General features: G+C 60.5%; 11 protein-coding genes and 1 pseudogene. 8 read left to right on the forward strand and 4 right to left on the reverse strand.

Annotated elements, in window-relative coordinates:
- Positions 1–281 precede the first annotated feature (281 nt).
- The 4 genes from ACWIKB_RS14115 to edd all read right to left on the reverse strand — a co-directional run bounded on the left by ACWIKB_RS14115 (position 282) and on the right by edd (position 5,424).
- Positions 282–1,751: an ATP-binding protein gene (locus ACWIKB_RS14115; protein ID WP_475267559.1), complete on the reverse strand. Its 1,470-nt coding sequence runs from the start codon at positions 1,749–1,751 to the stop codon at positions 282–284.
- On the reverse strand, positions 1,741–2,472 hold the full coding sequence (locus tag ACWIKB_RS14120; RefSeq protein WP_008155851.1) for a response regulator: 732 nt from the start codon (positions 2,470–2,472) through the stop codon (positions 1,741–1,743). Before ACWIKB_RS14120 ends, ACWIKB_RS14115 begins: the two co-directional genes overlap by 11 nt.
- A 178-nt stretch (positions 2,473–2,650) precedes the next feature.
- The gene (locus tag ACWIKB_RS14125) at positions 2,651–3,601 is read right to left on the reverse strand and encodes a glucokinase (protein WP_475267561.1); all 951 of its coding nucleotides are present in this window, start codon (positions 3,599–3,601) and stop codon (positions 2,651–2,653) included.
- Complete coding sequence (gene edd / locus ACWIKB_RS14130; RefSeq protein WP_163912592.1) at positions 3,598–5,424, reverse strand: phosphogluconate dehydratase; 1,827 nt, start codon at positions 5,422–5,424, stop codon at positions 3,598–3,600. Before edd ends, ACWIKB_RS14125 begins: the two co-directional genes overlap by 4 nt.
- Before the next feature lie 220 nt (positions 5,425–5,644).
- Between edd and gap the strand changes: the two genes are divergently transcribed.
- The 8 genes and pseudogenes from gap to ACWIKB_RS14170 form a co-directional block, all read left to right on the forward strand.
- Complete coding sequence (gap, locus tag ACWIKB_RS14135; RefSeq protein WP_054044940.1) at positions 5,645–6,646, forward strand: type I glyceraldehyde-3-phosphate dehydrogenase; 1,002 nt, start codon at positions 5,645–5,647, stop codon at positions 6,644–6,646.
- 280 nt (positions 6,647–6,926) lie between these two features.
- Positions 6,927–7,391, forward strand: a complete 465-nt coding sequence (locus ACWIKB_RS14140; protein ID WP_475267563.1) for a methylglyoxal synthase — start codon at positions 6,927–6,929, stop codon at positions 7,389–7,391.
- 90 nt (positions 7,392–7,481) lie between these two features.
- Positions 7,482–8,000: an RNA polymerase sigma factor gene (locus ACWIKB_RS14145; protein ID WP_475267565.1), complete on the forward strand. Its 519-nt coding sequence runs from the start codon at positions 7,482–7,484 to the stop codon at positions 7,998–8,000.
- A gap of 124 nt (positions 8,001–8,124) precedes the next feature.
- Positions 8,125–9,090, forward strand: coding sequence for a FecR family protein (locus ACWIKB_RS14150; protein WP_475267567.1), 966 nt, complete (start codon positions 8,125–8,127; stop codon positions 9,088–9,090).
- Between the two features lie 122 nt (positions 9,091–9,212).
- Positions 9,213–11,777: a TonB-dependent receptor gene (locus ACWIKB_RS14155; RefSeq protein ID WP_475267568.1), complete on the forward strand. Its 2,565-nt coding sequence runs from the start codon at positions 9,213–9,215 to the stop codon at positions 11,775–11,777.
- Between the two features lie 116 nt (positions 11,778–11,893).
- Positions 11,894–12,496, forward strand: coding sequence for a biliverdin-producing heme oxygenase (locus tag ACWIKB_RS14160; protein ID WP_475267569.1), 603 nt, complete (start codon positions 11,894–11,896; stop codon positions 12,494–12,496).
- Positions 12,497–12,673: 177 nt separating this feature from the next.
- Positions 12,674–13,069 carry a YbaN family protein gene (locus tag ACWIKB_RS14165; protein ID WP_475267570.1) on the forward strand — a complete coding sequence of 132 codons (396 nt, stop codon included), beginning with the start codon at positions 12,674–12,676 and terminating at the stop codon, positions 13,067–13,069.
- A gap of 539 nt (positions 13,070–13,608) precedes the next feature.
- Positions 13,609–14,616: pseudogene (locus ACWIKB_RS14170) on the forward strand (methyl-accepting chemotaxis protein); the annotation flags it as partial.
- Between the last annotated feature and the right edge of the window lie 58 nt (positions 14,617–14,674).

Raw genomic sequence — 14,674 nt, forward strand, 5'->3', positions numbered from 1 at the left:
CTTTCCCCTCTACCCTTTGGGGAGAGCGGGCCGACCGAGTTGTTCTTGGAGCTATATCGACCTGAAATACCGAGTCGAACTCAGGTTTTGAAAAATCCCCGATCGGCTCCCTCTCCCCTCTACCCTTTGGGGAGAGCGGGCCGACCGAGTTGTTCTTAGAGCTACATCGACCTGAAATACCGAGTCGAACTCAGGTTTTGAAAAATCCCCGATCGGCTCCCTTTCCCCCTCTCCCCTTTGGGGAGAGGGCTGGGGTGAGGGGTGGATCTAAAGAGCGAAACTCAATCGAGCGACCGAGGAAGCTGCAACGTCACCCGCAACCCACCCTCTCGCAAATTCTGCAGACTCACTTCACCGCCATGACTATGGGCAATGTTGCGCGCAATGCCCAACCCCAACCCATAACCCTGCTGCTGCCCGGCCAGACGGAAGTGCGGCTCGAACACTTGCTCCATCCGCTGCTCCGGCACGCCCGGCCCTTCATCGTCCACGTGCAGGATGAACGCACTCTGATCATCATCGATATGCAGATGGGCGTTCTGCCCGTACTTCAAGGCGTTGTCGATCAGGTTGCCGATGCAGCGTTTGAGCGCCAGGGGTTTGCCCGGATACGCCGCAAACGCCCGTCCCTGCTGGGTCACGCGACCATTGCCGTTGGGCGCCAGGTACGGCTCCACCAAACAATCGAGCACATGGTTGAGGTCCACCGGCTCGATGTTTTCGTGGATGTCGGTGTCTTTCACGCATTGCAGCGCGCCTTTGACCAGCAGCTCCAGTTCATCCAGATCACGGCCGAACTTGGCTTGCAGTTTTTCGTCTTCAAGCAATTCGACGCGCAGGCGCAAGCGGGTGATCGGCGTGCGCAAGTCGTGGGAGATGGCGCTGAACAACTGGCTGCGTTCGGTCAGGTAACGGCTAATGCGTTCGCGCATCGCGTTGAAGGCGCGACCCACTTCAACCACTTCGCTGCCGCCGCCCTCGGGTACTGGCTCGACTTCGGCGCCAAGGGACATGTCCCGTGCGGCCCGGGCCAGGCGTTTGAGTGGACGGCTTTGCCAGTGCACCAGCAAGCCGATGAACAACAACAAGAAACCGCTCGTGAGCACGATGAACCACACCTGCTGCGCCGGCAGCCCCTGTTCTTCAAGACTGGTGTAGGGCTCGGGCAGGAGCGAGGCGATGTACAGCCATTCCCCCGGCGCCATCTGGATTTGCGTGACCAGCACCGGCGGGTTCACCGGTTCCAGGGTCAACGCGTAATGCGCCCAGGAGCGCGGCAATTCGTCGAGTTTCAAGCCGCTGTTAAAGATCCGCAGGTCTTCGGGGCTGACGAAGGTCACCGAGATATCCGTGTCGTGGCCCAGGGACTCGCGCAGCACTTGGTCCACCGCTTTAAGCACGGCTTCTTTGCGCGGGGTGATCGGCAGCACTTCCATGCCCAAGGGTTTGTCGTTGAGGGTCACCACGAACCGGGTGCCGCCCATGCTGCGCAACTGGTCGAGCACCAGCGGCCGGAACGCCACCGGCAACGAGCGAAAATAACTGACGCTGGCGGTCATCGAATGAGCGAGGCTGCGGGCGCTGGTGACCAGGCCTTCGAGCTGGGTGGCGCGCAGTTGCGAGACCCAGATCACGCTGGATAACGCCTGGGCGAACATCACCACCAACAGCGTCAGCAACAGCATTCGCCCGAGAAGCGAACGCGGCACCGGCACCTTGGCGGCGAGCCGGCGCAACATCTCAGTGGCCATTACTGGCAACCACATTGGCGGCCAATTGATAGCCACTGCCGCGCACGGTGCGGATCAATCGAGGAGGTTTTTCGGTATCGCGCAGGCGTTGGCGCAAACGGCTGACGGCCATGTCGACGATGCGATCCAGCGGCATCAAATCGCGGCCACGGGTGGCGTTGCCGATGGTGTCGCGGTCGAGGATTTCCTGCGGGTGATCGAGGAACAGTTTCAGCAGGGCGAAGTCGGCGCCGGAGAGAATCACTTCCTCTCCATCGATGTGGAACAGCCGATGGCTGACCATGTCCAGGCGCCAGTCATCGAAGGCCAGCACTTCACTGCCGGAACGCTCCTGACCGAATTGGGCGCGGCGCAACAACGCCTTGATCCTCGCCTGCAATTCGCGAGGGCTGAAGGGTTTACCAAGGTAATCGTCGGCGCCCAGTTCCAGGCCGATGACCCGATCGGCCTCGTCGGAGCTGGCGGTGAGCATGATGATCGGCACCTGGGCCTGACGCGGGTGCTGGCGAATCCAGCGGCAAAGGCTGAAGCCGTCTTCATCCGGCAGCATTACATCAAGGATCACCAGATCGCTCGGTGCTTCGTTCATCGCCTGGCGAAAGCCTGCGCCGTCCGGCGTCGTGCGCACCTGAAAACCTGCGCGGGTCAGGTAGGTGTCCAGCAACTCGCGTATCTCTTGATCGTCATCGACCAACAAAATCGACTTGTTGACTGAGCTCACAGGGGCGGCATCCTTGTTGTTTGAATTGGGCGGATTATGCCTTAAGCACGGAATCTACAAACACCGCAGATCCATGTGGGAGCGGGCTTGCTCGCGAAGGCGGTGTATCAGTCGACATCAGTGTTGAATGTCAGTCCGCTTTCGCGAGCAAGCCCGCTCCCACAGGTTGGATTGCGTTTCAAGCCTGCTCGAGCGCCACACCTGCGCCAACCAGCCCGGAATACGGCGCCGTCACCAGCCACACAGGGATGCCTTTGAAGTAATCGCTCATGCAGCCCTTGTCGGCGAAGCACCGGGCGAAACCGCTTTCAACGAAGAAATCGGCAAACCGTGGAATCACCCCACCGACGATAAACACGCCACCACGACCACCGGTGGTCAGCACGTTATTGCCGGCCACGCGGCCGAGCCAGCAGCAGAACTGCTCCAGCACTTCCAGGGCAATCGGATCGCCCGCCAGACCGGCAGCGGTTATCGCTTCCGGGGTGTCGAGCACCGGCTCATGACCGTCTACCGCACAAATCGCCCGGTAAACCCGCGGCAAGCCGCTGCCACTCAACGCCGTTTCGGCGCTGACATGCCCGATCTCATTGAAGATGTGTTGCCACAACTGGGTTTCCCGCGGGCTGCTCAGGGGCAAATCGACGTGACCGCCCTCCCCCGGCAACGCCGCATAACGGCCCTCACCAAGATCAAGCAAAGTGCCGACACCCAAACCAGTGCCGGGACCAATCACCACCGCCGGGCGCAACGGCTCCGGCGTGCCTTCGCAGACCACCCGAAATTCGTCCGGCTGCAAACGAGTCATGCCCAGGGCCATGGCCGAGAAATCATTGACCAGCAGCAGTTGATCCACCTGCAAGGTCTGGCAGAACGCCTTGCGACTCAGGCGCCAGTGATTGTTGGTGAACTTGAATTCATCGCCGCTCACCGGCCCTGCCACCGACAGACACACCGAACCAATGTCACCCGGCTTGAACCCCAACCCGGTCAGGTAGACACCAATGGCCTCCTCCGGGCTGGTGTGTTCCGCCGTCGGCAATACCTGGATCGACTCCAGTTGCTGGTTTTTCCACAACGCGAAACGTGCGTTGGTCCCACCGATGTCACCGACCAAAGCCAGTTTCAATTAAGCGTCTCCAGGGCAGAAGTAAAGGCGCTGGCGCCCTGCTCTGCGGAGCTGAAGGCCATGCGCATGAAACCAAACAGTTCGCGCCCGCTGCCGATGTTGTTGCCCAACAAACCTTTGGCCGGGGTGCGCGCTGCAAATTCTTCGGCGTCCACCTTAAGCTCCAGGGTGCCTTTGACGCCATCGACGCGGATGATATCGCCCTCTTGCACCCGCGCAAGAGCGCCGCCGACGTAAGCTTCGGGGCTGACGTGAATCGCCGCCGGGATTTTCCCGGATGCGCCGGACATCCGCCCGTCGGTCACCAGCGCGACTTTAAAGCCGCGATCCTGCAGCACACCAAGGAACGGCGTCATCTTGTGCAGTTCCGGCATGCCGTTGGAACGCGGGCCCTGGAAGCGCATCACCGCGACAAAATCCTTCTCCAGCAAACCGGCCTTGAACGCATCGGCCAGGTCCTGCTGATCCTGGAACACCATGGCCGGTGCTTCGACGATCTGGTTTTCCAGAGCGACAGCGGAAACCTTCATGACGCCACGACCGAGGTTGCCTTCCATCACGCGCAAGCCGCCTTCTGACGAGAACGCACGCGCGACCGGACGCAGGATGGTTTCGTCGAGGCTGTCGGTCACGCCTTCGCGCCAGACCAGTTCGCCGTTATCGAGGAACGGTTCCTGGGTGTAGCGGCTCAGGCCATGGCCGAGCACGGTGTTGACGTTTTCGTGCAGCAAGCCCGCTTCCAGCAGTTCGCGGATCAGGAACGACATGCCGCCCGCCGCCTGGAAGTGGTTGATGTCGGCTTTGCCGTTCGGGTAGACGTGGCTCAGGGTCGGCACGACTTCGGAGAGGTCGGCCATGTCTTGCCAGGTCAATTGAATACCGGCAGCCATCGCGATGGCCGGCATGTGCAGGGTGTGGTTGGTCGAGCCGCCAGTCGCGTTCAGCGCCACGATGGAGTTGACCAGCGAACGCTCATCGACGATTTCACCGATCGGCATGAAGTTGCCATTTTGCTTGGTCAGACGCGTGACTTGATGCGCCGCTTCGCGGGTCAGGGCATCGCGCAACGGCGTGTTTGGGTTGACGAAAGAAGAGCCCGGCAAGTGCAGGCCCATGACTTCCATCAGCAACTGGTTGGTGTTGGCGGTGCCGTAGAAGGTGCACGTGCCAGGGCTGTGGTAGGAATTCATTTCCGATTCCAGCAGCTCCTCGCGCGAGGCTTTGCCTTCGGCGTAGCGCTGGCGCACATCGGCTTTCTGCTTGTTTGAAATGCCGGAGACCATTGGTCCGCCCGGTACAAAGATCATCGGCAGATGACCGAAACGCAGCGCGCCCATCATCAGGCCCGGCACGATTTTGTCGCAGATGCCGAGCATCAGCGCACCGTCGAACATGTTGTGGGACAGCGCCACGGCAGTGGACAACGCGATCACTTCACGGCTCGGCAGGCTCAGTTCCATGCCCGGCTCGCCCTGGGTCACGCCATCGCACATCGCCGGGGTGCCGCCAGCGAACTGGCCGACCGAGCCGATTTCGCGCAGGGCCTTTTTGATCTGTTCCGGGAAGACTTCGTACGGCTGGTGCGCCGAGAGCATGTCGTTATACGAAGAAACAATTGCGATGTTCGCGGAGTTCATCATCCGCAGACTGTTCTTGTCTTCGGTGCCGCAACCCGCCACGCCGTGGGCGAAGTTGGCGCATTGCAGCTTGCCGCGCATCGGACCGTCGCTGGCAGCGCCGCGAATCAGCGCAAGGTAAGCCTCACGAGTAGCTCGGCTACGGGCGATAAGCCGTTCGGTGACCTCAAGGACGCGGGGATGCATGTGTAGAACTCCAGGCTAACGGATGTGGCGACCTGATTGTCTATGCTGATCAAGTGCCGTTGTCGATGGGGTGACGGGCGGCTTTCTTGATCGATCGGACCAGTTGATTCAGGTCACTCGTTGTAGATTGAACAAAATATTGCCATTAAAAAGGCTTGTTTTCTATTTTTATGCGAATAATCTTGTAATTCCAACAACAAATCGACGGCGGCCCTGTTAAATGACTCTTCGAATCGCAATCAATGGTTTTGGCCGTATTGGCCGTAATGTCCTACGCGCACTGTATACCCAAGGCTACCGCCAGGATTTGCAGATCGTTGCGATCAATGACCTGGGCGACAGCTCGATCAACGCTCATCTGCTCAAGTACGACACCGTTCACGGCACATTCGACGCCGATGTCCAGCACGATAACGAAAGCCTGACCGTCAATGGTGACCGTATTTCGGTCAGCGCCATCCGCAACCCGGCCGAACTGCCGTGGGCTGCCGAGAAGATTGACGTCGTATTCGAATGCACCGGTCTGTTCACCGACCGTGCCAAAGCCGCCGCACATATTACGGCCGGCGCGCGCAAAGTGATCATCTCGGCCCCGGCCAAAGGCGCTGACGCCACCGTGGTTTATGGTGTGAACCACGACATCCTGCGCCAGTCCCACCAGATTATTTCCAATGCTTCGTGCACCACCAACTGCCTGGCCCCGGTAGCCCAGGTGCTGCACCGCGAGCTGGGGATCGAAAGCGGTCTGATGACCACGATCCACGCCTACACCAACGACCAGAACCTGACCGACGTCTACCACACCGACCCGTACCGCGCCCGTTCGGCCACCCAGAACATGATCCCGAGCAAGACTGGCGCCGCTGAAGCGGTCGGCCTGGTGCTGCCGGAACTGGCAGGCAAACTGACTGGCATGGCGGTGCGTGTACCGGTGATCAACGTGTCGCTGGTGGACCTGACCGTGCAACTCAAACGCGAAGCGTCGGCCGATGAAGTGAACGCGTTGCTGAAAGAAGCCGCCCAACACTCGAAAATCCTCGGCTACAACACCCTGCCGCTGGTCTCCAGTGACTTCAATCACAACCCGCTGTCGTCGATCTTCGACGCCAACCACACCAAGTCCAGCGGCAAGCTGCTCAAGGTCCTGGCCTGGTACGACAACGAATGGGGCTTCTCCAACCGCATGCTCGATAACTGCCTGGCGCTGTGCAACGCCGAATAAGCGACGTGATGGGTTGGCGCGAACCCGTAATGGGCCGCGACGCTCATTGCTTGTTGACGCGAACCTGTAATGGGGCACGACGCTCCATTGCCTTTTGACGCGAACCTGTAATGGGCTACGACGCTCCATTGCCTTTAGACGCGAACCTGTAGGAGCTGCCGAAGGCTGCGATCTTTTGATCTTGATCTTTCCGGGATCGCTGAAAAACAAGATCAAAAGATCGCAGCCTCCGGCAGCTCCTACGCGATATGTGCAAGCCCTCCACCGCGAGCAGTCATCGATGATCGGTATCAGCTTTACGCAAAAGACCCTGGCGGCGCGCAAGCGTATCGCCCTGGTCGCCCATGACCATTGCAAAGTGTTTTTGCTGGACTGGGCCGAGCGGCAAAAAGACAAGCTGGCGCAACATGAACTGGTCGCCACCGGCACCACGGGGTTGTTGTTGCAACAACGCCTCGACCTGCCGGTGGAAAGCATGATCAGTGGCCCACTCGGTGGCGACCAACAACTCGGCGCGCGTATCGCCGAGCAACGGGTCGACATGCTGGTGTTCTTCTGGGACCCGTTCGAACCGCAGCCCCACGACCCGGACATCAAGGCGTTGCTGCGGGTCGCGGCGGTCTGGAACATTCCGGTGGCCTGCAATGAATGCAGCGCCGATTACCTGCTCAGCAGCCCGATGATGGATCAGGCGCACGCGCACCGGATTCCTGATTACGCAACCTATCTGCTAGGTCGCGCCTAACCCTTCGCACATCAGCTTCACAAATCAGCACTTGACCACCCGGGCGGATGATAAGCATTATCATTCGCTCGAAATGGATCAGGTCCTCCCGTGAGTCAATCGCGTTTCAATCACGTCTTCATCGCCCAGCGGGTTTCGTTGCTGCGCACGTTGGAGCGGATGGTCAACAATCACAGCACCGCCGAAGACCTGCTGCAGGAAACCTACCTGCGCGTGACCCGGGCGCTCAGTGAGCGGGCCATCGATCACCTCGAACCCTTCGTGTTCCAGACCGCCCGCAACCTGGCGCTGGACCATTTGCGTGCGCGGCGAATCCAGTCGCGCACCATGCTCGATGACGTCCCGCTGGAGGTGGTCGAAAGCATCGCCGCCCCCGCCAGCAGCGCCGAGGACGCCGCCCATGCCGAACAATTGCTGGAGCGTTTGAACGTGAGCCTCAGTGAACTCAGCAGCCGTCAGCAACAGATTTTCATCCTCAGTCGCTTGCACGGTCACAGCTATCTGGAGATTTCCGAGAAACTCGGGGTGTCGTTGAGCACCGTACAAAAGGAATTGAAATTGATCATGGCGATCTGCATCGGCGTCGCGGAACGCTTGAACGGCGACTGAGTCTGCAGGTTTATTCGCTACCTGCCGTGATCGACTGCGCAGGCCGTCGGGCTTTGCTACCCTTGCCCCACTTTCAAGCTTCACTCAAAAAACAGCCGTGCACAGACACAGCCGAGGAAACACCGTGACGGACACCCACCGCTCCTCTGCGCCCTCCCCGGCGCGAGACCCCGCCAGCGCGATGGACCAGGCCCTGGACTGGCTGATCGTGCTCGGCAGTCCGAGCGAAGAACAAACCCGACAGTTTCACGACTGGCTCGCCGCCGATCCATTGCACGCCGAAGCCTTCGCCAAGGCCCAAGCGATCTGGGACGGTCCGCTGGTCACGCAATGCGCCCAAAACCTCGCCGCCCAACCGGCGAAAGTCACTGTGCTGTCGCGCCTGCGTCCGCACTGGAAACCCTTGGCCACGGCGGCGGTGTTGATCCTCGGTTTATTCAGCTTCAGTAATCTGCCGATGCGCCTGCAAGCCGATCACCTGACCGTGGTCGGTGAGCGCCAGCGCCTGCAACTGGAGGACGGCTCGAAAGTCCTGCTCAATACCAACTCGGCGTTTTCCAGCACCATTAACGACCAGCAGCGCGTGGCCCGTTTGTATCAGGGCGAAGCGTTTTTCGAGGTGCCGGCCAACCGTGGCCAACCGTTGGAAATCGACGCCGGGCCGGTCAAGGCCAGCGTGCGCGATACCGCGTTTGCCGTGCGCTACCTCGATGGCGTGGCGCAAGTTCGAGTGCAGCGCGGCGATGTGGATTTGCGTGCGACCCGTGACGATGCGCGGGTGCGGCTGACGGCCGGCGAAAGCATCCGCATCGGCCCCAACGGTTTCGACCGCCCGGCCAAACTCGATGCCGCCACCGACCTGGCGTGGGTCCAGGGCCGACTGGTATTCGAAAACTGCCCGCTGAGCCAAGTGCTGGCGGAGCTGCGTCGCTACTATCCGGGCTGGATCATCAACAACAACGAACAGTTGGCCGACGTCGCCGTCACTGGCAATTATCGCCTCGACCAGCCGCTGGACGTGGTCCGCTCCCTCGCCCACATCACCTCTGCAAGGCTTCAAGAATTCCCCGCGCTGGTGATCTTGAACTGAATGAGAATTATTTTTACTCGATAGCTGAAGCTCGTTCGTCTCGTTATAGCCAATGCAATTGATTCGCATCTAAAGATGCCAATCTGCACCTATAAAGATTCGTGCGACACGGAGCGCTATCGATGTCCTCTCGCCATACCCGCCAGTCCTCTTCACCTTCCCGCGTGTTGTCGCTGTTGACCGCCGCCATCCTGATGGCCGGTGCCGCGCCGCTGATGGCCGCCACTGCCACCGAGCAGCCAAGCCGCAACATGGGCGATTACTCGTTCGCCATCCCGCAGCAGTCGCTGGTGTCGGCGCTCAATGCCTTTACCGCCGTCACAGGTTGGCAGGTCGGTTTGCCCGCCGAACTGGCAGAAGGCGTCGCCTCGCCGGGTGTGCGCGGGTCCTTGCCACCGGAAAAAGCCCTGGATCGCCTGTTGGTGGGGACCAACCTCAGCTATCGCAAACTGGGCAATAACAACATCGTGCTGGAAAAGCGCAGCACTAGCGGCGCGCTCAACCTGCAACAAGTGACCATCAGCGCCACCCGCCAGGAACAGAGCATCGACAGCGTGCCGGCCACCGTCACCGTACAAACACGCGAAGAACTGGACCACAACAACGTCAACAACATCAAGGATCTGGTGCGCTACGAGCCGGGAGTTTCAGTAGGCGGCGCCGGCCAGCGTGCCGGGCTGACCGGCTACAACATCCGTGGCATCGACGGCGACCGCGTACTGACTCAGGTTGACGGCGTGCAAGTGCCGGACAGTTTCTTCAACGGCCCTTACGCCCAGACCAACCGCAACTACGTCGATCCGGAAATCGTCAAACGCGTTGAAATCCTCCGTGGCCCGGCTTCGGTGCTCTACGGCAGCAATGCGATCGGCGGCGCCGTCAGCTACTACACCCTCGATCCGGACGACATCATCAAGCCCGGCAAAGACGTCGGCGCGCGCCTGAAAACCGGCTATAGCTCGGCCGATGACAGCTGGCTGACTTCCGGCACTGTCGCCGGCCGCACTGGCGATTTCGACGGCTTGCTGCACCTGAGCCAACGCAATGGCCATGAAACCGAATCCTACGGCGAAACCGGTGGCACCGGCCTCAACCGCACCGAGGCCAACCCCGAAGACGTACGCACCACCAACGTGCTGGCCAAACTCGGCTGGAACTACGCCGACGACGCACGCCTGGGCCTGACCTACGAAAAATACAAAGACGACCGCGACACCAATCAATTGAGCGCGGTCGGTGGTCCGTTCAACGCCGGACGCGGTTTCGGTTTCTACAAATCCCGCACCGGCAACGACACCGTGAGCCGCGAGCGTTTTGGCCTGGAGCACAGCTTCGGTCTGGACACGGCGCTGGCCGACCACATCAAGTGGTCGCTGAACTACCAGATCGCCAAGACCGATCAAAGTACCGAAGAAATCTACGCCCCGTCCCGCACCGTACTGCGCGAACGCAACACTAACTATAAGGATCGCCAATGGGTGTTCGATGCCCAGGCTGACAAGTCCTTCACCATTGCTGACACCGATCACACCGTCACTTACGGCACCACCATCAAGCAGGATAAAGTCACCGGCCTGCGCACCGGCAGCGGCACGTGCCTGACCGTGGCCGGCGCCTGCCGGGTGATCGGTGCGCCAAGCGCCGCCGATACTCTGAAACCGGCCAGCGACTTCCCGGACCCGACTATCAACAGCTACAGCCTGTTTGCCCAGGATCAGATCAGCTGGGGCAACTGGACCTTCCTGCCCGGCGCACGCTACGACTACACCCAGCTCAAGCCGCATATCACCGACGAGTTCCTGGCCACCGCCGACCAAAGCGGCAACGGCGTGGTCAGCGACAAGACCAAGACCTGGCATCGCCTGTCGCCGAAGTTCGGCACCACTTACAGCTTCAACGATAACTACACCTGGTACGGTCAGTACGCCGAAGGCTTCCGCACACCGACCGCCAAGGCCTTGTACGGTCGCTTCGAAAACCTCGCTGGCGGTTATCAGGTCGCGCCGAATCCTGATCTGGAACCGGAAAAGAGCAAGAGCTATGAAACCGGCCTGCGTGGCCAGTTCGAGGCGGGCACCTTCGATGTGGCGGTGTTCTACAACAAATACCGCGACTTCATCGACGAGAACGCGATCACTCCCGGCTACACCGAGACCACGTTCCAGAGCAACAACATCAAGCACGCCACCATCAAGGGCGTGGAGCTGAAAGGTCGCTTGAATCTGGACACCTTCGGCGCACCGACCGGCCTCTACACCCAAGGCTCGCTGGCGTACCTGTATGGCCGTAACGATGACAGCGGCCAACCGCTGAACAGCATCAATCCGCTAACCGGCGTGTTCGGCCTCGGTTACGACCAGGACAACTACGGCGCGCTGTTGAGCTGGACCCTGGTCAAACGCAAGGACCGCGTCGACAGCACCAGCTTCAAGACCCCGGACGGCACCAGCACCCAGTTCAAGACCCCGGGTTATGGCGTGCTCGACCTGGCCGGTTTCTACAAGGTCACCGACGACGTGACCATCAACGCCGGTCTGTACAACCTGACCGACAAGAAATACTGGCAGTGGGATGACGTACGCGGTTACGACAGCGTCGGCGAAGCCTCGGTGACCCAACCGGCCAACCTCGATCGCCTGACCCAACCGGGTCGCAACTTCGCGGTCAATCTGGTCTGGGACATCTGACCCTGAACGCCTCACTGCGACACATTTGTTAATGCGTTGCCGTGAGGTTTTTTTACGCTCGGGCGTCTTCTTGTTCGTCTCGTTATCAAGCGCCTCTTTTTTCACAAGGATTTCTCATGACCTCCCAGGACACTGCTCAACGCGCCGCCCTGCGTTCGCAACGTTTGAACCAGATCACTAACGAGCCCCACACCAAGCTGGATGCGCTGGTCAAAGCCCACGCGCCGTTTGAAACCCAGGCCAACTTCGCCCGTTTCGTGGTTGCGCAGTATCTGTTCCAGTCAGAATTGGTGTCGCTGTACAACGATGCCGAGCTGACCGCCATCGTCCCGGACCTGCCGGCGCGCTGCCGTGCCGAAGCGGCCAAGGCTGATCTGGCGGATCTGGACACCGAGATTCCGGCACCGGTGGCTGGCGCCGTAAAAAATCCAACCAAAGCCGCAGCCCTGGGTTGGTTGTTCGTCTCTGAAGGCTCGAAGTTGGGTGCTGCGTTTTTGATCAAGCGCGCGGTGGGCCTGGGCTTGAGCGAAACCTTCGGTGCCCGTCACCTCGGTGAACCGGCCGGCGGTCGCGCTGAAGGCTGGAAGAGTTTCGTCAGAACCCTCGACTCGCTGGAGTTCAGCGCTGAGGAAGAAGCCGAAATCGAGCAAGCGGCGGTTGACGCGTTCAACCGCTTCACCGTGCTGCTGGAACAGGCCTACACCCCGGAACTCGCCTGACACCACAACCCCCTGTGGGAGCGAGGCTTGCCCGCGAAGAGGCCGTAACATCCAACGGCTATGTTGGCTGACACTCCGCCTTCGCGGGCAAGCCTCGCTCCTACAGGGAATGTGTACGCCCGCAAAACCCCAATCAACACTTGCCGATCGTGCGCCACACTGGTCACCATACGCCCCATGCCTCACCTCGCCTCCACCAAACTCGCCCGAATCCTCTTCGGCCTGCTGGCCTATGTCAGCCTGGGCATCGGCCTGATTGCCATCGTCGTACCGGGCCTGCCGACCACCGAGTTCATCCTCCTCGCCGCCTGGGCCGCGACCAAGAGTTCGCCGCGCCTGAGTGCCTGGCTGGAAAACCATCGGTTGTTCGGGCCGATCCTGTGCAACTGGCGCAACGGCAAAATCATCGCCCGTAGGGCCAAGGTCAGCGCCACCGTCAGCATGTTGCTGTGCGCCGGTTTGATGCTGGTGATGCTCGATCACGGCTGGCCGATTTACCTGGCGATTGCCGGCATGAGCCTGGGCAATCTGTGGATCTGGTCACGACCGGAATCGGCCCCCCAACCGTCCTGACCCACACAAATCCCCTGTGGCGAGGGAGCTTGCTCCCGCTGGCTGCGAAGCAGCCCCAACACTCTCAGGCGCACCGTAAATCTCCCGAATTCCAGCCCTTTTCAGGGGATTCTCCTGCGCAAACGTTCACCTGATACCGTTCGTCTGCTTGCCCCTCATGCGAGCCCTGCCCACGCCGATGTGCATTGAATGGCGCTGAATGGATTTGGCGAGCGGGATAACTCCCGTCTCTTGGCCAACACCTCATCCATTTGCGAGTTCGCCCTATGTTCGACTCTCTGTCCATCCGCCTGAAAATCGTCCTGTTGTCCGGTCTGTGCCTGCTCGGCGTCGTTGCCTTGATCGTCGGCATGAACATGTACCAGACCAACCAGAATGACGAACTGGTCAACGCCTCCAGCAGCAAAATGCTCACCGGCAGTGTGCAAAACCTGCTGCAAGCCAAAGCCGCCGAGCAAGCCGTGCGGGTGCAGAAGACCTTCGGTGAAAGCCTGCTGGTGGTGACGGCCCTGGCTGATCAGATCAAGGACATGCGCAACATGGCCGCCAAGCGTTCGCTTGAGGCCGGCGCCCTGCGTGAAGAGTTGAACCAGAGCCTGAAAACCGCATTCGAGCGCAACAGCAAAGTGCTGGGGATCTGGCTGGCATTCGAGCCCAATGGCCTCGATGGCAAGGACAGCGAGTTCGCCAATGATGCGGCTCGCCAGTCCAACGAATCCGGGCGCTTCGCCAGTTACTGGAGCCGCGCGGGCGGGGTCGGGCTGAACACGATCATGGTCGAAGACGACATGACCAAAACCACCCTGAGCCTCAGCGGTACGCCGTACAACAGCTGGTACACCTGCCCTCGCGACAATAAACGCACCTGCTTGCTCGACCCGTATTCCGACACTGTGGGCGGCAAGGAAATGCTGATGACCACCATTTCCGTCCCGCTGTTGGTGGATGGCAAGGCCATTGGCGTGGTCGGCGTGGACATCGCCCTCGACGCCCTTCAAGCAGCGGCTGTCGATTCCCAGCGCGATCTGTTTAACAACGCCGGGCATATGCTGATCGTCTCCGGCAGCGGAGTGCTCGCCGGTTACAGCGCCGACGCCGGCAAGGTCGGCAAAAACATCGGCGAGACCCTTGGCGCAGACGGCAAGGAAGTCCTGCAACTGCTCGGCAACGGTTCGCCGAAGATTCTCGAACAGGGCGACCTGATCCGCGCGGTGTACCCAGTCAGCCCAATCCCCGATTCCAAGGCCTGGGGCGTGGTGATCGACCTGCCGAAACAAGTGCTGCTGGCCGACTCGGTGAAGCTGCAAGCGGTGCTCGATGACGCGCAACAAAGCGGCACCATCAAGGCGTTGCTGGTGGCGATTGCGGCCGGTCTGATCGGTCTGCTGCTGATCTGGCTCACCGCTTCCGGTGTGACCCGGCCAATCAACAGTGTTGCCGAAATGCTCAAGGCGATTGCCAGCGGCGACGGCGACCTGACCCAACGCCTGAACTACAGCAAGAAAGACGAACTCGGCGAACTGGTGAGCTGGTTCAATCGCTTCCTCGACAAGCTGCAACCGACCATCGCCCAGATCAAACAAAGCATCACCGATGCCCGAGGCA

It is taken from the genome of Pseudomonas sp. 5Vm1k (genome assembly GCF_056161485.1).